The sequence below is a fragment of the Desulfuromonas sp. DDH964 genome (assembly GCF_001611275.1).
Classification (GTDB): Bacteria; Desulfobacterota; Desulfuromonadia; order Desulfuromonadales; family DDH964; genus DDH964.
Genome location: NZ_CP015080.1, coordinates 3,733,815 through 3,753,380, shown reverse-complemented (window position 1 = coordinate 3,753,380; position 19,566 = coordinate 3,733,815). Strand labels below are relative to the sequence as shown.

Here is a 19,566-nt window from a genome sequence, read left to right as displayed (position 1 = left end):
GTCACCGAGCAACAAGGAAAAGCCCGGGCGGCGCCGGATGCATCCGCAAAAGCAGTCCCCAACTAATCGAAATTACAGTAATAAGTTTGCCAGTCGATTTCTCACCTGCCAAGTTTAGCAACCATGGCACACCCGTTGCTCTAGGCTGTCAGTATGAGTAAAACATCGTTTTTCAAATTTTTCCGATGTGCAACCCGCCGTTAGCACCCGTTGCAGGTGCGCAGACGCCGTCCCGGAAGACCAGGCATTGGGCGGAAAAAGCGGCATTCACCCGAAGGAGGCAGGACCGACCATGAAACCGATCTTTTCCGATGCGAGGGAAGCCCTGAAGGGGGTGGTTCGCGACAACCAGACGATTGCCGCCGGCGGTTTCGGCCTCTGCGGCATTCCCGAAAACCTTATTCTCGCCCTGCGCGATTCGGGGGTGAAGGGGCTGACCGTGGTCAGCAACAACGCCGGGGTCGACAACTTCGGCCTCGGCCTGTTGCTGCAGACCCGCCAGATCAGGAAGATGATCTCCTCCTACGTCGGCGAGAACGCCCTCTTCGAGAAGCAGTTTCTGAGCGGCGAGCTGGAGCTGGAGCTGACCCCGCAGGGGACCCTGGCCGAGAAACTGCGTGCCGGTGGTGCCGGCATCCCGGCATTTTTCACCCGCACCGGTTATGGCACCGTCCTCGCCGAGGGGAAAACGATCCAGAGCTTCGGCGGCAGGGAGTACGTGCTCGAAGAGAGCATCGTCGCCGACCTCGCGATCATCAAGGCCTGGAAGGCCGACCGGGCGGGGAACCTGGTCTTTCGCTACACGGCGCGAAATTTCAATCCGGCCTGCGCCCGGGCCGGTCGGGTCTGTGTTGCCGAGGTCGAGGAACTGGTCGAGGTCGGCGAGCTCGACCCGCACCAGATCCACCTTCCCGGCAATTACGTCGATCGCATCCTGATCGGCGCCCGCTACGAGAAGCCGATCGAGCAACGCACCCTGGCGGGAAAAACCACAATCAAGGGGTTCACGCCGATTCGCGAGTGGCAGGCCAGGCGCATCAGCCAGGAGTTCAGCGACGGCATGTATGCCAACCTCGGTATCGGCATGCCGACGCTGGTCGCCAACTACATCCCGGAGCAGATCAATATCACCCTCCACGCCGAAAACGGGCTGCTCGGCGTCGGCCCCTTCCCGGTGGAAGGGCAGGAAGATCCCGATTTGATCAACGCCGGCAAGCAGACCGTCACCTGGCTCCCCGGCGCCGCCTTTTTCGACAGCGCCGAGTCCTTCGCCATGGTCCGTGGCGGCCACATCGATCTCTCGGTGCTGGGGGCGATGCAGGTCACCGCGACCGGTGACCTCGCCAACTGGATGATTCCCGGCGCCATGGTCAAGGGCCCGGGGGGAGCGATGGACCTCGTCTCGGGGGTGAAAAAGATCATCGTCATGATGGACCACTGCGCCAAGGATGGTTCTTCCAAGCTGATGACGACCTGCACCCTGCCGTTGACCGGCAAGCAGGTGGTCGACATGGTGGTGACCGATCTGGCGGTCTTCAGCATCGAACGCGGTCGCGGCATGACCCTGCTGGAACTTGCACCGGGAGCGACGCTGGAGATGGTCCGGGAAAAAACCGGCTGCCCCTTCGCCGTCACGAACAATCTCAAACAGTGGTAAGGAGAAGAGTCATGCCTGGAAAGATTGCCCTTGTGACCGGCGCCGCCAGCGGCATCGGCCTGGCGGTGGCCGAGTCGCTGGCCGCAGCTGACAACCTGGTCGTTCTGGCCGATATCAATGAGGAAAAAGGGGTGGCCGCGGCGGAAAAGCTCGGCGGACTCTTTGTCAGGACCGACCTTTCGCGGCGGGAGGACTGTAAAAAACTGGTCGAGGCGGCAATGGAGAGGTTCGGCCGTGTCGATATTGTGATCAGCAATGCCGGCATCCAGCACGTTTCACCGGTCGAAGATTTCCCTGAAGAGAAGTGGGATTTCATGATCGCCCTGATGCTCACCGCCCCTTTTCTGCTCACCCGCTATGCCTGGCCGTCGATGAAAAAGAACGGCTGGGGTCGGATCATCCATATCAATTCGGTGCACGGCCTGGTCGCCTCCCCCTTCAAGAGTGCCTACATTGCGGCCAAGCACGGCGTCTCGGGGCTGACCAAGACGACCGCGCTGGAGGGGGGGGCCTTTGGCATCACCGTCAATTCCATCTGCCCCGCCTACGTCCGAACTCCGCTGGTCGACAACCAGATCGCCGACCAGGCCAGGGTCCACAACCTCTCGCCGGAGCAGGTGGTCGAAACCATCATGCTGAAGAATGCCGCGATCAAGCGCCTGATCGAGCCCTCCGAAATCGGCGATCTGGTCCTATATCTCTGCTCCGAGAAGGCAGCCTGTTTCACCGGTTCGATGATCACCATGGACTGTGGCTGGACGGCGACCTAGCGATCCCCGGCCGGCAACCTCGATTTTTCCGCCGGCGGCGGGGCAAAGTCCTGAAAATAGCGGCCCGGAGGCTGATTGCCTAGGCCGCCGCAGGAAGGCGGGGGACAAAAAATTAAAAACGACGTTTGTTTTTCCTTGACGCCGAAAAGGACAGGCGGTAATTTTAACGCCATGGTCTTACCAATTTTAGGTTTGTCCTTTAGTTGAATTGGCCAGAAAGGCCGGGAACGATGCCGAAAGGGCAGGGTGGCCTTAGAGCTGCCGGTAGCCTTAACCCCAAGCACGATGAGGAGGAAAAATCATGAAAAAGATCAGGTTGTTGATCGGCTTGACGCTGGCGTTGACGCTGGCCTTCGCTCCGCAGGCGTTTTCAGCGGAAAAGCGTGAGAAGTTCGGCGCCGACAAGCGGCATGAGGAAGTGAAGAAAGAGCTGCGCACCATCAAGACGAGCAAGGAAGAGTTCCGCTGGAAAATGGTCATGCCCTGGAGCAAGGGGCTGCTTTTCTACGACATGGCCCAGCATTTTGCCGACTCGGTCAAGCTCGCCTCCGGCGGGCGCCTCGATATCAAACTCTTCTCGGCCGGGGAACTGGTAGGTGCCATGGAGAGTTTTGATGCCGTCTCCAAGGGGTCGGCCGAAATCGGTCACGACTGGCCCGGCTACTGGAAAGGGAAGAATGAGAACTTTGTCTCCTTCGCTTCCGTCCCCTTCGGCCTCGATACCGAGGGCTACAACATCTGGCTTTATGAGCGTGGCGGTCTCGAACAGATGCAGGAGCTCTACGGCCGTTACAACCTCTACGCCCTGCCGGGTGGCAACGGCGGCCAGGAAATGGGCTTCTTCTCCAACAAGAAAGCTAGCAAGATGGCTGACTTCAAGGGGATGCGCGTCCGCACCCCGGGGTGGTACATGGATATCATGAACTCTCTCGGCGCGTCGGTTACCCCGCTGCCGGGCGGTGAGGTCTACCTCGCCCTGGAGCGAGGGGTCATCGATGCCGCCGAATTCTCCACCCCGGCAATCAACTACCCGATGGGATTTGACGAGATCACCAAGTACGTCATCGAACCGGGCGTGCATCAGCCCTCGGTACAGTGCGCCTTTTTCATCAACAAGGACGCCTACAATAAGCTGCCCGATGACCTGAAGTGGATTATCGATATCGCGGCCAAGGAGACCCAGCTCTGGTCGAGCGCCTGGCAGGAGAACCTCAATATCGATGCGATCAAGCTGTTCAAGCAGAAGGTTGAATTCGTCAAGATGGATGACGCCGCCATCACCTCCTTCGCCAAGCGCACCAAGGAATATCTGGACGAGCTCAAAGGGAAGTACCCCGACGTCAAGAAAACCCTCGACTCTCAGGAGCAGTTCAAGAAGGATTTTGCCGACTGGCGCGAGATCCGCAGCGGCCTGACCCCCTGGCCGATCGACGACTATATCAACGGAAAACGGACCCAGTAATTGCCGGCATCGGCGGGGGCCGACCCGACCCCCGCCGACCTTCCCTGCGGGCCCCTCCCGCGATTTGGAAAGAGGCAGCATATGCAGAGTATTTCCCGGGCCATTGATGCCCTGAACGAAAAGGTCGGCGCCTACAGCGCCTACCTTATTTTGCCCCTGGTCGGTGTCGTCGTTTACGAAGTTTTCATGCGCTATGTCTTCGATGCGCCGACCTCCTGGGCCTTCGAGATGACCACCTTCATTTACGGCGTTCACTTCATGCTGGCGCTGGCCTATGCCCACAAGTATGACGGTCACGTCGCGATCGATGTCTTCGAGGCGCGGATGTCCCAGCGGCCCCGCACCCTGCTGCGCATCGTTTCCAACCTGGTGATCTTTATCCCCACCATTGGCCTGTTGGCGATCTGGTCGGTCAAGTATGCGGCGACCTCCTGGAGCCAGTGGGAGAACGCTTCCTCCTCCTGGGCGCCGGCGATCTATCCCTACAAGACACTGATGGCCATCGGTTTTATTCTTTGGTTCCTGCAGGGGGTCGCCAAGCTCCTCCAGGATTTTCGTTCCCTGCGCACATCCGACTAACGGCCTCCCCCGGAGAATCGCTATTATGAGTCCCGAAATTCTGACCATCCTCATGTTTGGCACCCTGGTGCTGGCCATTGCGCTGGGTCACCCCCTGGCGGTGACGCTGGCCGGAGTTGCCACCCTCTACGGACTGATCGATAACGGGTTCAACGTCCCGGCCCTCTTCGACCTGTTCGTCAATAACGCCTGGGGGATTTTTCTCAATTACACCCTGGTGGCGGTCCCCCTCTTCATCTTCATGGCGCAGATTCTCGATCGATCCAAGGTCTCGGAAGGATTGTTCGATGCCCTCTATATCGTGCTCGGTGGGTTGCGCGGCGGTCTCGGCCTGGCGGTGATCGTGGTGTCGACGGTCTTTGCCGCCACCACCGGCATCATCGGCGCCTCGGTGGTCGCCATGGGGCTGATGGCCGGCCCCGCCCTGCTGCGGCGCGGCTACGACCGCGGCATGTCCGCCGGCATCATCTGTTCTTCGGGGACCCTGGGGATCCTGATTCCACCGAGCATCATGCTGGTGGTCTATGGCGGTCTGACCGGTCTCAAGGAGACTTCGGTCGGCAATCTCTTCGCCGCGGCGATTATTCCCGGCCTGGTGATTTCCGGCCTCTATATGCTCTATGTCGGCGTGCGCTGCGCCATCAACCCCAAGCTCGGCCCGCCGATCCCCCTCGAAGAACGGACCCACACCGCCGCCCAGAAGTTCACCATGACCATGAAGAGCTTCGTCCCCCCCTTCAGTCTGATCCTGACCGTGATGGGGACGATCCTCGCCGGAGTCGCCACGCCGACCGAGGCGGCGGCCCTCGGCTGTGTCGGCGCCATGGTCCTGGCCCTTTGCAACCGCAAGCTGAACTGGGAGGTTCTGACCCAGGCCTCGATCTCCACCGCCCGCACCACGGCGATGATCATGGCGCTCTTTATCGGCGGCAAGCTCTTCAGCGTGGTCTTCCTCAGTATGGGCGGTGGCGACGTGGTGGCCGATGCCCTGCTCGGCATGGACGTCAGCCCCTATGTGGTTCTGGCGATCATGATGGCGGTCGTCTTTTTCCTCGGCATGTTCATCGACTGGGCGGCAATTCTGCTGGTGGTGGTGCCGATCTTCACCCCGATCGCCATGGATCTCAATTTCAACCCGCTCTGGTTCGCCATGCTGGTCTGTGTCAATTTGCAAACCTCCTTTTTGACACCTCCCTTCGGGTATGCTTTGTTTTACTTCAAAGGGGTGGCCCCTCCTGAGTACACGATGAGCGATATCTACAAGGGGATCATCCCCTTCGTCGTTATCCAGTTGGTGGGCCTGGCCATCATGATCACCTTCCCGGAGATCATCACCTGGCTCCCTTCGATCTTTTTTGGCGGTAACTGACCGGTTCGTCAGTGGCGTCATCACTCATCTGCAAGGGAGGAGAGCATGTTGCCGAAGATTTCCACCATCGTTTATGCAACCGGCCTGGGCCCCGGGGCCCCCTACGTTTTTCGCTATGCGCTGAGCGTGGCGAGCCAGTATGACGCCAGGATTATCGCAGTCAATGCCCTCGAACCCCTTTCCAGCTTCGGCCAGAGCCTGGTCGAGCAGTATATCTCCCGGGAGCAGGCCGAGCAGATGCACCGACAGGCGCGCCAGTCGGTCAAGGAGCGGCTCAGGGAACGGATCGAGCGCCTTTGTGCCATGGAGTGTGAATCCCGTCCCGAATGCCGCAAGCTGGTAAGTGAGATCCTGATTCTTGAGGGGCAGCCGGCCCAGGTCGTGCTCGACGCAGCCCGGGAGTGCAACGCCGACCTTATCATCATGGGCTCCCATCGCCATACGGTTCTCGGTGACGCGATGCTCGGCACCACGACGCACAAGGTCCTGCACAGTTCGACGCGACCGGTGCTGGTGGTGCGGATTCCCGAGGGGTACCGGGAAGAGGGGTTCTGATCCCCGACAGCGAAAATGGTCAACCAGCGACAGGTGAAAAATGATCTCCAAAACCGCCATTGAACATCTGCAGCAAAGGCTGGGGACAGCAAACGTCGCCTTTGAGAAAGAGGACCTGCTGGTCCTCGGCTACGATTCGACCCCCGGCGTCCATCATCTTCCCGAGGTGGCGGTCTACCCGACCAGCAGCGAAGGGGTGCTGGCGGCGATGGAGATCGCCCGCAGCGAAGGGCTCCCCATCGTGCCGCGCGGCAGCGGCACCGGACTCTCCGGCGGCAGCGTGCCGGTCAAGGGGGGGATGGTGATCTGCCTGAACCGGATGAACCGCATCCTCGAGATCGACGAGGAGAATCTCGCCGCCACCTGCGAAGCCGGAGTGATCACCCTCGACCTCTTCAACGCGACCGCCGCCAAGGGGCTCTTCTACCCCCCTGATCCGGGGTCGCAGAAGATTTCCACCCTCGGCGGCAACGTCATGGAGGATGCCGGCGGCCTGCGTGGCCTCAAGTACGGGGTCACCCGCGACTACGTCATGGCCCTGCAGTGCGTCCTCCCCGACGGCAGTCTGCTCACCACCGGCGGCAAGAGTGTCAAGGATGTCGCCGGCTACTCTTTCAAGGATCTGCTGGTCGGCAGCGAGGGGACCCTCGGCATTATCACCGCGGTGACCGTCAAGCTGATCCCGCCACCGCAGGCCAGGCGCACCTTTCTCGCCTACTTCGACGATATCCGCACTGCCGGCGAAGCGGTATCGAAGATCATCGCCGCCAAGATCATCCCCTCGACCATGGAGATCATGGACCGGGCGACCATCAACTGTGTCGAGGATTACGTCAGGATCGGTCTGCCGCGCCAGATGGCGGCGCTGCTGTTGATCGAAGTCGATGGCCACCCCGCCCAGGTCGAGGAGGAGGCAGCGGGCGTCGAGAAGATCCTCAAGGCGGTGAAGGCGGCAGAGATCCATGTCGCCAAGGACGCTGAAGAAGCCGGCCAGCTGGCGGCGGCGCGGCGCACCGCCCTGTCGGCCCTCGCCCGGGTCTCGCCGACGACCCTGCTCGAAGATGCCACCGTGCCGCGCTCGATGCTCGCCGAGACCTTTGCCGAGATCGAACGGTTGACCGCGAAGTACCAGCTCAAGGTCGGCACCTTTGGTCATGCCGGCGACGGCAACCTCCATCCGACGGTCCTCTGTGACGAGCGCAACCAGGAGGAGATGGCGCGCGCCCACGCTTTCTATGACGACCTCTACACCCAGGTCCTCGCCTGGGGGGGGACTGTTTCCGGTGAGCACGGTATCGGCCTGGCGAAGAAGGAATATCTCGCCCGCCAGATCGGCGCCGGCGGGGTGAAGGTGATGCGGCGCATCAAGGATGCCTTCGATCCCGCGGGGATTCTCAACCCCGGCAAGATTTTCGACGAGCACGACCCCTGCACCCAGACCCATGTCGAGGAGGGGTTCCGTGTATCGCACTAAGGAGAAGCTCGGCAACTTCACTGCCGAGGACGCGCCGCAGTACGAGGATGTGCTGCAGTGCATGCGCTGCGGTTTCTGTCTGCCGACCTGCCCGACTTTCGCCCTCACCGGTCGCGAGCGTTCCAGCCCCCGCGGGCGCGTTGCCCTGGCCCGGGCGGTGGCGGAGCAGAAGCTCGAATTTACCGAAGCAGTCAAGGAGGAGGCGTTTTTCTGCCTCGACTGCCGTGCCTGCACCACTGCCTGCCCCTCCGGGGTACGCGCCGGCGAGGTGATGGAGGTCTGCCGCAGCCAGTCCCACCAACAGCTCCCGCCGCCGCATCTTGGCAAGAGCTTTCGCGCCTTTATCCTGCAGCGCATGCTCCCCGATCCCGACCTGCTGGAGAAGTCGATGCTGCCGGCCCGACTCTACCAGCGCCTCGGCATCCAGTGGCTGGTGCGGCATTCGAAGGCCCTGAAGCTCGGCCCGGCCTGGATGGAGAAGGTCGAGGGGATGCTGCCCCAGCTGGCGGCGCCGCTGCGCCCGCAGCTGCCGGAATTGATCCCGGCGCGGGGGGAAAAACGCGGCAAGGTCGGCTTCTTCCTCGGCTGCGTCATGACCCTGCTGTATCCCGGCGTTTCCCGCCAGTCGGTGCGGGTGCTGGCGCACCAGGGGTTCGACGTCCTCACGCCGCAGGCGACCAGGTGCTGCGGAGCGCCCCACCTCTCCGAGGGGGACCGGCAGACCGCTCGGGAGCTGGCGCTCTTCAATCTCGAACTCTTCCTGCGCCAGGATGTCGATTACATCGTCACCGACTGCGCCGGTTGCGGCGCCTCACTCAAGGAGTACGAGGAGATTCTGGAAGGGCTGGCCGAGCACGACCGCCTGGCGGCCTTCCGCGCCAAGATCCGCGATGTCAGCGAATTCCTCGCCGAGGTCGGGCTGCGCACCGCGGGACTTACGGCCGTCGCAAAAACCGTCACCTACCACGAGCCCTGCCACCTCTGCCATGCCCAGGGGATCTCACGCCAGCCGCGGGAGCTGCTCCGGCGGATCCCCGGGGTCGAGCTGCGCGAGATGGCAGAGGCGAGCTGGTGCTGCGGCTCGGCCGCCACCTGGGGATTGAAGTTCTCCGCCGCCAGTCAGCAGGTACTCGATCGCAAACTGAACAACGTCAGCCAGACCGGCGCCGACATCCTGGTTACGGCCAACCCCGGTTGCCAGCTGCAGCTCGCCTGGGGTGTCCGGCAGGCCGGTCTCAAGCAGGAGGTCCTGCATCTGATGGAGCTGCTCGGAGCGGCAACGCCGGAGTGAGCCAATCATGCCGCCAGCAAAGCAAAAGCCCCGTCAAATCGACGGGGCTTTTGCTTTGCGCGAAGTAGCGTTCGAACCCCGGGCCTCTCCGGTTACCCGGTCCCGATGCTACGAAAGGTTTCCCGAAGGACGGCGAGCCGAAACGGTTTTTGCAGAAAACCGGTCAGGCCCTTGCCGACGAAGCGCAGGGCGACCTCCTGCTCATTATAGCCGCTGGTGATGATGACCTTGAGCTGCGGGTCGAGGCGGCGCAGCTCGCGAAAGGCCTCCTCCCCGCCCATATGCGGCATGGTCAGGTCCATCAGCACCAGGACGATCTCCTCCCGGTGAGCTTTAAACAGCTCCAGGGCTTCCCGGCCATCGGCGGCAGTGATGACCTCATAGCCGAGTTCCTGCAGCATCATCTTGCCGACCGCCCGCACGGTCTCTTCATCATCGACCAGCAGGACCTGCCCAGACCCCTGCCATTCCTCGGCGGGACTATCCTCCTGCCCGGTCTCCGGCGGCAGGGCGCAGGCCGGCAACAGGACCTTGAAGGTGGTCCCCTGCCCCGGTTCGCTGTAGACCTTGATCGCCCCTTTGTGCCCCCGGACAATGCCGAGGACCGCGGCCATCCCCAGCCCGCGACCGGTGAACTTGGTGCTGAAAAAAGGATCGAAGATGCGCTGGATTGTCTCCTGGTCCATGCCGCAACCGGTGTCGGCGATTTCGAAGAAGACATAGAGTCCGGGCGCAAGCCCCTCGTCGAGCCAGGTATCGCGCAGGTAGCCATGGTCGCAATCTATGGCGCCGGTCGATATGGCGATGACGCCACTGCGGTCACCGATTGCCTCGGAGGCGTTGATGACCAGATTCATGATCACCTGGCGCAACTGGGTCGCATCGCCTTCCACCGCCGGCAGCTGCTGGCTGAAATCGAAGCGAAGCACCGCCTTTTTGGTGATGGAGACCTCCAGCATGTGCATCATGGTTTCGATGAGGCGATTGAGGTCGATCGATTCAACCACGAACTTGCCGCGCCCTGAATAGGCGAGCATCTGGCCGGCCAGGTCGGCCGCCTTGCCGGCCGCTTCGCCGATCTGCTTCAGATTGTTGACCGCCGGAGATTCTGCGGGGAGCCGCATCAGTGCCAGGTCGGCATTGCCGATCACCGTCATCAGAATGTTGTTGAAGTCATGGGCGATGCCGCCGGCGAGAACGCCGAGGCTTTCCAGCTTCTGCACATGCAGCATCTGCTCTTCGATACGACGGTTCTCATCGACCAGGCGTTTCTCCTCGGAAATGTCCTGGCTGATGACGAGCAGATGGGGGTGCCCCTCCACCAGAAAACGGGAGAAAAAGTAGCGGGCGTCCATCGTCTTGCCAAAGGAGGTTGTCAAATTTGTTTCCCGCTGGCGCGGCACGCCGTCGCCGAGAACTGCCTCTGCTTTCCCGCTCAGTCCGGTCTCATGCCACGACTGGAGTTCCCGAAAATTCTGGGCAAGGAGGGCCTTCTCGGATCCGCCGGAGATGGCCGCCGCCACCGGGTTGACGCGGAGGCAGGCGCCGGTTACTCCGTCGAAGACGCGGATGCCCAACGGCGACCGATTGAGGAGGGTCTCGACGAAAAGCAGCGCCTGGCGGCGTTCTTCTTCCGCCTGTTTGAGGGCGGAGATGTCCTTGAAGATGGCGACCAGGCCAATCTCCCGGTTGACGGTCGGATCGGGTGTCGAACAGGAGAGGAGCACCGGTACGGTTGTCCCGGCGGAAACACGCAGCCGGGTTTCCCGATTTTGCAGGGTGCCGCGGCGCTGGATCTCGGCCAGCAGCAGCTCCCCTTCCGCTGTCGAGGCGCCGAGAAAGGTGGTAATCGGCACCCCCACCAAGGCACTTCGGTCCCGCCCCAGCAGGTGGCGGGCGGCCGCGTTCACTTCCAGGAGGGCGAATTGGTGATCGAGGATGACCAGGGGGTCGATGATGGTCTGCAGGATGTTCTGCCGTGAATCCCGCGCCGCCAGTGCCTGCCGGATGCTGCTCGACATCTGGTTGAGGGAGGTGGCGAGGGATTCAAGCTCATCTCCCGAGTGAATCTCCAGGTTACGGTCGAGGGTGCCGGCGGCCATCACGGCGGTATGGTCGATGACCTTGCTCAGGTTGCGGGCCAGGGGCCGGGCAATGGCGTGGGCCAGCAGCAGCCCGAGGGCGAGCGCCAGCAGCAGGGTGGCGAGGGTATAGCCCGCCAGGCTCAGCGAGGGAGAAATGAATTCAACATAAGGGAGAACTGCCAGAACCGACCACCCGGTACTCGGGACGCTGGCATGCGCCACCAGCGCGCCAGCGCCGGCAAGCTGCACCAGGCCGGCGGCGGAGTGGGCGGGGGCATCCTCTCCCAGCAGGGCGAGGAGTGCGGCATCCCCCTGCAGCGGGCGGAACGGTTGCTGCGGATCGTGGGGAAAGAGAACCCTGCCGCGGTCATCGACCAGAATGCCGTGCCCGCTGCGACCTGGGGCGAGGTCGTGGAGATCGGCGCTAAGGTCGGCAAGGGGAATTTCTCCCTTCAGGACCCCCTCGAACTCGTCGCCGAAGTAATTGAAGTGGGCAATCGCGAGGGTGAGGCAGGGCTGGTTGAGCTCGGGGCTGATTCCGATATTGCCGATGACCACTTCGTTCTTGTGTGCCAGCGCTGCAGCGAACCAGGGCTCCCCGGCAAGATTCAGCAGCTGGTCATTCTTGCGGCCGTGAACTACCTTGACCTCCTCCTGCCCCTGCTGGTCGAGATAACTCAGCACCGGCAGCGGGCGGGCGAATTTTGCCAAATGGCTGGAGAGGGCCAGTTCCCGGAAGTTGTGAACGAAGTCGAGAGTTTCCACCCGGGCCAGGGTCGCCATGCGATCCTGGAGTTTGGCTTCGATGCGATGACTGAAATCGGCCGCCAGGATGACCAGCTTTTCCTTCTGGTTGCTGTCAATCGATCTTCGGATCAGGCCGTAACACATGGCGGCCAGCACCAGCAGGCTGACCAGAACCGGCAAGGCATAGGCGAGGAATATCTTCTTTCGAAGGGTCTGGCCCATGAGGATCGGTGTCCTTGGTGGAGGGGTGGGCTTCCGGGATCGAATCATTCTCCGGCCGTCTGGTGCCCCTTGCCGACTTTGGCGGGGATCAGGCCCTTGCTGCGAATCAGGCGCTGCCCTTCCGGGCTGAAGAGGAACTCGACGAAGGGCCGGGCCACAGCGGGGAGCTGCCCTTTCCACACCAGCCCCAGGGGGATGACCAGGGGATAGCTCCCGTTCTGCACGTTGACCACCGTCGGCGCCTGGCCATCGAGCGCCAGTACCCTAAGGGAAAAATCGGTAAGCGCCGCCAGCGGGGCATAAGCGATGGTGTAAGGGTGGCGTTGCAGGACTCCCACCGTTTTCGGAGTGGAATAGACCGTTTCCCCGGCCGGCTCGGCGATCGCCGCGAAGGCGGGGAGATGGGCATTGATGGCGCTGCGGGAGGAGTCGCCCGGTTCCCGGTTGGCGACATAGATGACATGATCGGGGCAGGTTCCGAGCTGATTCCAGTTGCGGATGGCGCCTGAAAAGATGCCGACTACCTGATCACTGCTCAGGTTTTCCACGCAGGGCTTTTCGAGGTGGGCAGCAAAGACGATGGGTGAGTAGGCAAAGGGGAGGTAGTCAAGGCCGGCCTGGCGCTCGCTCTCTTTCAGGGGGCGGGCGGTTCGGGCGAGCAGGGCATTGCCGGCGATAAGGTTCTTTATTCCCCCCGAGCTGCCGATGCTCTCCGGGATTTCGATTTTGGCGCCGGGGTGGGACGCTTCAAAGGCGCGGGCGAGTTCCTGCAGGAGTTCCTGACTGTCTCCGGTCCCCGGGATGACCAGGCTCCCATCTGCCTGGACTGGTGCCGCTGCCGCCACCAGCATCAAAATCAGCAGATTGGCGAGACACCTGACCATAAACACTCCTGTTTGGCACCATCGAAAGTGAAAGCGCGGTTTTCGGCCACCGCGGTCGGAAAAGGCGGTGACGGGAGCCGGATGTTAGTGGTCAGTATAACCGCACAGGTCGGAGGCGTCGAGGGTCAAGTGCCGTGGGTGCCGACAAAAGTCAGCGGCGCACCTCCCCTGACGGCGGGAGGGGAGCCGTCAGGGCCACCCCGGTCGTCGGCGTGAAGTTGAGGGTGGCGACAAATGGGTCGAGGTTACGTTGGCACCGTAGGTCTCAAGACCTCCCCACGAGGTCCAGAGTTCCCCCGCCGGGCCTTGTCGGTTGGTTCCCCGCCTGTCTGCCAACCAGGGTTCGACCTGGTCTTGAAATATTTAACGTTAATTTGATGTCCTCTCCCGACTCCGGCCTGGCTGCGCACGTCGTTTCAGGACCAGGCCGACGATGGCAGCCAGGGCCAGGGTCAGGACGCCGCCGACCAGCCCGGAGAGACTGGTGCCGGCATCGACGGCCGGCCAGGCTTCCGCCCCGGTCGTTGCAACTTCCGGCTCCGGCCCGGCCGAAGTTGTCCGAAAACCGTAATCAGGCAAAAAGGCGAGGCTCTCCTGCAGGCCGGCGAGCCAGCCATGAACGCCGTGCTCGGGAGCGTCCAGTTCTTCGCGGCCGGTCACCCCCTGGATCGCCCACTCCAGGCCGTCAGGATGGGCCGAGGCGAACCAGGAGAGGGCGCCGCCGGTGACGACCGCCGTGGCGAGCAGGCCGACCAGGACCTTGCGGATCGGGAGGGTGCCAAAGGGGCGGGCTTCCGCGGTGAGTTCGAGAATCTCCGGGCGGGATTTCCAGACGAAGAGGACGACGGTTGCGGTCACCAGTCCCTCGACGAGGCCGATGGCGAGATGCACCGGCTGCATCAGGAGTACGAAAGTAGTAAAGGGAAGCGAGGAAATCCCGGAGGCGACGGTCTCCAAGACGACGTTGAGGGCCCCCAGTTGCAATCCGACCAGGGCGGCCACAACCGCTCCGAGAAGAATCCGTTTTTCTCCGGGGTTGTCCCCGACAATTTTTTTATAGATCAGGGGGTAGGCGACGAAACAGGGGAAGAAGCCGAGGTTGAAAATGTTGCAGCCGAGCGCCAGCAGACCACCGTCGGCAAAGAAGAAGGCCTGGACGGTGAGGACTGAGGCCATGGTCAGAAAGGCGGCATAGGGGCCGAGGAGGATGGCGAGGATCATGCCGCCGCCGAGGTGGCCGCTTGACCCGGTGGCGGGAATGGTGAAGTTGATCATCTGGGCGGCGAAGATGAAGGCTCCCAGGACCCCCATCAGGGGGACCTTGCGGTCGTCCAGGTCCTGCTTGACCTTGCGGGAGCAATAGGCGATGGTGCCGGACGTGGCGGCCCACAGCGTGCCGCCAACGGCGGGAGAGAGCAGGGCGTCTGCCATGTGCATAGGATATCCTCCTTAAGACCCGCAGGTAGCAGAAATAAAAAAATCGTAGCACCCGCGGTCAAAATAAAAGTCCCGCTTTTCGAAACCGGTCGGGAAGAATCTATAGCAGGAGGTGTGCCAGGATTTTCGAAGGGAAAAGGGCGGTTCGGTACAGGTGGTGACGAAAAGTTAACGCGGAAGCGATTGTGGCAGGAAAAGTGCGACGGATTACCGTCGCACTACCTTGGCATTCGTGCTATCGGTGGCTGCTTTCCCGGTGGGGAGCGCCGGTGCCGGGAGAGGCTGCACCGCTCTGGTGGAAAATCCAGGAAACCCGGTTCAGGAGGTGGGGGTTACCAAAAACTGGGCGAGCTTTTCTTCGACCATAGTCAGATGGACCAGCATCTTCTGACGCGCCCGTTCCGGCTCGCGGGCGGCGATGCCATCGAGGATTTCCCGGTGCTGGGTAAGGAGCAGTTCGAGGTAACCGGATTTCCGGTAGAATTCGGTCAGGGCGACCTGGATGGTGGTGTGAAAGAGGGTATGGATGGTATCGAGGACGTGGACCTGGACGGTATTGTGGGTAGCCGCGGTGATCGCGTAGTGAAAGCGGGCGTCAACGTCGGCATCCCAGCCACCGTTGGCCGCCTGCTCTTCCATGGTCCGGTAGATGCTGCGCAGCTGTTCGATCTCGCCCTCCTCGGCGCGCTGGGCAGCCAGGTAGGCCGACCAGCTTTCCAGGCCCATGCGGACCTCGGCGAGGGCGTGCAAAAGGCGCGGGTCCTTCTGCTCCATGAGGCGGGCAAGGGGGTTGGTGAGGGTCGTTTCGGTCAGAGTGCGGACAAAGGTCCCCCCCCCCTGGCGGGATTCAATGAACCCCATGGCTTCGAGCACCATCAACGCTTCACGCACCGAGGGGCGGCTGACCCCCAGCAGGGTCGCCAGCTCCCGCTCCGAGGGAATGCGCTCCCCGGGACCGAGATCACCGCGGGCAATCAGTTGCTTGATCTGGTCGACAATCTCTTCGGAAATCTTCTTCGGGCGGATCGGCTCAAATACAATGGTCATACCTTTGCTCCATTCCTCGGCTTGGTATGACCATTGTATAGAAGAATTTCTTCCCCCGCAAGAAATCTGATGGCTATTTTCAGGAGGGCAGGTCCTTGCTCAAAGGCCGCCCTTGTTTCCCTTGAAGCGCTTGAGCCAGGTCTGGAATTCCTCCTCCTCGTGCTCCAGTTCGAAGGCGTTGATCAGGCCGCGGCGCAGGGCGACGGAGACCGCTCGGTTGCGCAGGTTGAAGGCATCGCCGGCCTTCTCGCTGTGAAACTGTTCCTGGTCGAGGCCGAGCTTGCTGTAGAGGGAGTTGAGGCGACTTTGTACGCCACGGCGGGAGAGGTAGCGACGCTGGGCAATCAGGTTGTCGGTGAGCCCGAGGGAGATATCGACCAGCGCCTCGAACTCGATATCGGAGAGGGCGGTCTGGCTGTGCCCGGCTATCCCCTGGACCTTGCGTACCTCGGGGTCGATCCAGCACTGGTCGTCAAGCAGCACGGTGCGAATCGCCGAGGCAATCCGTTCCCGGGTGTTCGACTTGAGAATATAGCCATAGACGGTCTCGGCGGGAACGATGCGGGCGAGGGCGCGCACGTACATCTCATCCTTGAACTGGCTCCAGAAAACGATGCGTGCACCCGGTTTCTGTTGCCAGAGAGCCCGGGCAAACTCGATGCCGTTGAGCTCCGGCAGCTGGATGTCGCTGATGATCAGGGGCTGTTCCTGCTTGACGGCGATCTCCAGTGCCACCATGCCGTTCGGCGCGCGGTCGATCTGGGTCGACTCGCTCCATTCCGCCAAAAGCTGGTCAAGAAACTCGAAATCCTTGGGGTTGTCTTCTGCAATCAGGATCTTCAACGATTCCATCTCTCACCTCGGTTCGGGGTCCGGGGGGACCGCCAATGTCAATTCAAAACGGGTCCCGCTCGAAAAGCGTGATGGCTGCCAGCTGATGTTGGCGCCAATGGTCTTGGCACGTTCACGGATATTGTTAAGGCCGCGGTGCCCGGCAGCCAGGGGGGCCGCAGGGTCGAAGCCGCGTCCGTTGTCCTCCACCGAGAGAACCAGTACCCCGTCGCGCCGGTCAAGGCCGACCTCGTAGCGGGTCGCGCCGGCATGACGGATGACGTTGTGAATCGCTTCCAGGGCGACCCGGTAGAGGGTCAGCCGGGCAGTGCGGGAGAATTCGGCGGAATCGACCCGGGGCGAGATGTAGAGGTGGTACTCGGGGAGCTCGGGCCCGCCCAGGTGTCGTTCGAGGTGGGACTGGAGGGCAGCGCCCAAGCCCAGGATGTCGAGGGTCTGCGGGTGGAGGTTGTCCATGACCTCGCGCAGGTTGGCGATGGCGCGCTGCAGATCCTCCTCGAGAGCCGTCACCTCCCCGGCCTCCTCTTGCCGTCCCTTCATGGCCTGAATGCCGCGCAGAACCGAGGAAAGGTCGGAAAGGGTCTGGTCGTGGATGTCCATCGCGATGCGCCGTCGTTCCTCCTCCGCTCCCTCCAGCAGTTTTTCGGTGCCGACGACCCGGATCAGCCGTTCGGTCATGCGGTTGATCGAGACGGCAAGCTCATCCAGCTCGTCGTGGGTCTCTGCCGGTGCCACGGGGGGGGTGAGGTCGCCGCGGGCGATGCGGCCGGCGCTGTCGGAGAGGAACTGGATGCGGTGTAAAATCCGCCGGGCGAGAGCCAGCGAGAGGAAAATGCCGACCAGGATGGCGGTACCGAGAACAATGATGGAGACGAAGGTGGTGCGCGCCACCATTTCGTCCATGTCCTGGTTGTGGACATCGCGCAGATTGTCCCGGCCGCGGCGGATCGCCTCGGAGAGCTGGGCGATCTCCGGCCGCAGGCGCGAAATGCTGCTGGTGATTCGGTCGAAGTCGAAGCCCTGCTCCGGGTTGAGATCGGCAACCGTCTGGCGCAGGGTCAAAACCTTCGATTCTTTCAGGGCTTCCTGCTCAAGGATCCGCTCGACCGCGCTTTGCAGATGGAAAAAGAGCTCCTCCATCTCCTCCAGGGAATGCATGTCGATAGCCGGTTCATCGCGCAGTCGTTGGGCCATAGCCGCCATGCGTTGGGTCGCCAGGTCGGCTTCGGCCAGAGCGATGAAGACGGTGGCAAGGCGCCGGGCCTCCTGGCGCTTGACCGAAAGATCCCAGTAGTTGAACTGGAGAAAGCCGAGCAGCAGGGTCATCAGCAGCAGGACGCTGGCGGGAGCCAGGATAATCTGATATTTCAGGGCCAGGCGCATAGCGACATAACTACCACAGGCAAGTAGGAAATACACTGTGCTTTAGCACAGCCGGATGCTGGAGAGTGGGGCGCTAAATTGTGCGGAAATCGGCCTTGGATTGAAAATTCAGCGGCGTATATTTCGAGTCAGGGCGCCATCCGGTTGTGGCAGGCTGGACGCGCCCCCTTCCTACCTCCCCGTGAAAGCAGGAACCCGCGTCCGGATTGCCTCCCCGGACGCGGGTTCCTGCGTTTGGTCCCGGCAGCCCGGAGCGTGTTGCCACCGGATCTCAGCCCTGGTCGGAATTCGAACCGCGGCCGCCATCGAGCGGCAGCCTGACCCGGAAGGTGCTGCCGGCGCCGGGTACCGAAGTCACCTCGATTTTCCCCTGGTGGGCTTCAACGACCGATTTGGCAATCGCCAGGCCAAGCCCGGAGCCGCCATCCTTGCGATTGCGGGCCTGGTCGATGCGGTAGAAGCGGTCGAAGATCGAGGGGAGATGCTCGGCGGCAATGCCGATGCCGGTATCCTTGACACTGACCACCGCCTCGGCTCCTTCCACACTGAGGATGACTTCGATCCGCCCCCCCGCCGGAGTATATTTGACCGCATTGGCGATCAGGTTGAGAAAGACCTGGCGCAGGCGCAGTTCATCGCCAACCAGGTAGATTTCTTCGGTGACTTCCGGGTTGAGGAGAATCTCCACCCCGTTCGCCTCGCCGAGGACCCTGGTCTGCAAATAGAGGTGCTGCAGGGTGTCGCTGAGGCTGAAGCGGTGCAGGTCGGGGGGCAACTCCCCGGCATCGCTCTTGGCCAGGGTGAGCAGGTCTTCGATCATCCGTCCCATGCGGTCGATCTCTTCGAGGTTGGAAATGAGGATATCGTGGAATTCTTCGGGGGTCTTGGCCCAGCGCAGGGCCACCTCGGTCTCCCCCTTGAGAATGGTCAGGGGAGTGCGCAGTTCATGGGAGGCATCGGCGGAGAATTGACGGGTCTTGCGAAAGGCCTCCTCAAGCCGAGCGAGCATGGCGTTGAAGGTTTCGGCGAGACGGGTAATTTCATCGCCATTTTTGTTCACCGGCAGCTGTTCACTGAGGTTGCGGGCATTGATGTTCTGGGCTGCGCGGGTAATGCGGCTGACCGGCGCCAGGGCCCGGCTGGCGAGAAACCAGCCGCCAATGGAAAGGCCCAGCAGGGCCAGCGGGCTGAAGATCAGCAGCAGCAGACGTAAATCATCCAGCGAGTGACGAACCGGATCGAGGCTTTCCGCCACCTGGATCAGTTGCGGCGGCTCTCCCTCGCGGCGGCCGGGATGGGTCAGGAGGCGCAGTTCCAGTGGCAGAGCATCGGTGTGCACCGTCTCATAACTGTCCCGCCCCTGACGAAAAAGGAGGAGGGTGGTTTTGCCGATCGGCAGCGGGACCCCGGTGAGGTTGCCGGAAGAGCAGAGCATGGTGCCGTTATCGTTCTGGATCTGGACAAAGCCCGCCCAGCTGTGGCGGCGGACGAAGTTTTCCAGGGCCAGGCAGTCAACCTGGCTGTTGCCATCGGCGGCCTCCTGGTTGAGAAAACCGACCACGTCCTCGGCCACGTTGAGCAGGCGTTCGTCCACGTGCCCCAACAGGCTGCGGGAAAGGTAGTAATACCAGAAAAGGCCGCTGGCCAGCAAAACGACGGCCAGCGACAAGGCATACCAAAGGGTAAGGCGAAAGCGGATCGTGCGTAAAAACAAGAGTTCAGTCCTGTTCGGGTAAATAGGAAACGACAGCCA

The 19,566-nt window shown here is 62.1% G+C and carries 15 protein-coding genes; 8 read left to right on the top strand and 7 right to left on the bottom strand.

Features of this window, described 5'->3' with window-relative positions:
• Positions 1-292: 292 nt before the first annotated feature.
• The 8 genes from DBW_RS19130 to DBW_RS17095 all read left to right on the top strand — a co-directional run bounded on the left by DBW_RS19130 (position 293) and on the right by DBW_RS17095 (position 9,157).
• On the top strand, positions 293-1,657 hold the full coding sequence (locus DBW_RS19130) for a 3-oxoacid CoA-transferase subunit B (protein WP_066729274.1): 1,365 nt from the start codon (positions 293-295) through the stop codon (positions 1,655-1,657).
• Positions 1,658-1,668: 11 nt separating this feature from the next.
• The gene (locus DBW_RS17125) at positions 1,669-2,427 is read left to right on the top strand and encodes a 3-hydroxybutyrate dehydrogenase (RefSeq protein ID WP_066729272.1); all 759 of its coding nucleotides are present in this window, start codon (positions 1,669-1,671) and stop codon (positions 2,425-2,427) included.
• 301 nt (positions 2,428-2,728) lie between these two features.
• Positions 2,729-3,889 (top strand): TRAP transporter substrate-binding protein, encoded by a 1,161-nt coding sequence (locus DBW_RS17120; RefSeq protein WP_066729270.1) that lies wholly within the window; start codon positions 2,729-2,731, stop codon positions 3,887-3,889.
• Between the two features lie 81 nt (positions 3,890-3,970).
• The gene (locus DBW_RS17115) at positions 3,971-4,468 is read left to right on the top strand and encodes a TRAP transporter small permease subunit (protein WP_066729268.1); all 498 of its coding nucleotides are present in this window, start codon (positions 3,971-3,973) and stop codon (positions 4,466-4,468) included.
• A gap of 25 nt (positions 4,469-4,493) precedes the next feature.
• Positions 4,494-5,837, top strand: a complete 1,344-nt coding sequence (locus DBW_RS17110) for a TRAP transporter large permease (RefSeq protein WP_066729264.1) — start codon at positions 4,494-4,496, stop codon at positions 5,835-5,837.
• A 45-nt stretch (positions 5,838-5,882) separates the two neighbouring features.
• A complete protein-coding gene (locus DBW_RS17105; protein WP_066729262.1) occupies positions 5,883-6,392 on the top strand; it encodes a universal stress protein in 510 nt (169 codons plus the stop codon).
• A 40-nt stretch (positions 6,393-6,432) separates the two neighbouring features.
• Positions 6,433-7,866, top strand: coding sequence for an FAD-binding oxidoreductase (locus DBW_RS17100; RefSeq protein WP_066729260.1), 1,434 nt, complete (start codon positions 6,433-6,435; stop codon positions 7,864-7,866).
• Positions 7,853-9,157 (top strand): (Fe-S)-binding protein, encoded by a 1,305-nt coding sequence (locus tag DBW_RS17095; protein WP_197463677.1) that lies wholly within the window; start codon positions 7,853-7,855, stop codon positions 9,155-9,157. The genes DBW_RS17100 and DBW_RS17095 overlap by 14 nt, the downstream gene beginning before the upstream one ends.
• Before the next feature lie 92 nt (positions 9,158-9,249).
• On the opposite strand, the gene DBW_RS17090 is transcribed toward DBW_RS17095, so the two are convergent.
• From DBW_RS17090 to DBW_RS17060, 7 genes are all read right to left on the bottom strand, one after another.
• A complete protein-coding gene (locus DBW_RS17090; protein WP_066729256.1) occupies positions 9,250-12,210 on the bottom strand; it encodes a response regulator in 2,961 nt (986 codons plus the stop codon).
• A 44-nt stretch (positions 12,211-12,254) separates the two neighbouring features.
• Positions 12,255-13,094 carry a PstS family phosphate ABC transporter substrate-binding protein gene (locus DBW_RS17085; protein ID WP_066729254.1) on the bottom strand — a complete coding sequence of 280 codons (840 nt, stop codon included), beginning with the start codon at positions 13,092-13,094 and terminating at the stop codon, positions 12,255-12,257.
• 369 nt (positions 13,095-13,463) lie between these two features.
• Positions 13,464-14,531, bottom strand: coding sequence for an energy-coupling factor ABC transporter permease (locus DBW_RS17080; protein ID WP_066729252.1), 1,068 nt, complete (start codon positions 14,529-14,531; stop codon positions 13,464-13,466).
• A gap of 318 nt (positions 14,532-14,849) precedes the next feature.
• Positions 14,850-15,578, bottom strand: a complete 729-nt coding sequence (locus DBW_RS17075; protein WP_066729250.1) for a FadR/GntR family transcriptional regulator — start codon at positions 15,576-15,578, stop codon at positions 14,850-14,852.
• A 99-nt stretch (positions 15,579-15,677) separates the two neighbouring features.
• Positions 15,678-16,430: a response regulator transcription factor gene (locus DBW_RS17070; RefSeq protein ID WP_066729248.1), complete on the bottom strand. Its 753-nt coding sequence runs from the start codon at positions 16,428-16,430 to the stop codon at positions 15,678-15,680.
• Positions 16,431-16,433: 3 nt separating this feature from the next.
• Positions 16,434-17,813, bottom strand: coding sequence for a sensor histidine kinase (locus tag DBW_RS17065; RefSeq protein WP_066729246.1), 1,380 nt, complete (start codon positions 17,811-17,813; stop codon positions 16,434-16,436).
• A gap of 271 nt (positions 17,814-18,084) precedes the next feature.
• The gene (locus DBW_RS17060; protein WP_066729244.1) at positions 18,085-19,527 is read right to left on the bottom strand and encodes a heavy metal sensor histidine kinase; all 1,443 of its coding nucleotides are present in this window, start codon (positions 19,525-19,527) and stop codon (positions 18,085-18,087) included.
• Positions 19,528-19,566 lie beyond the last annotated feature (39 nt).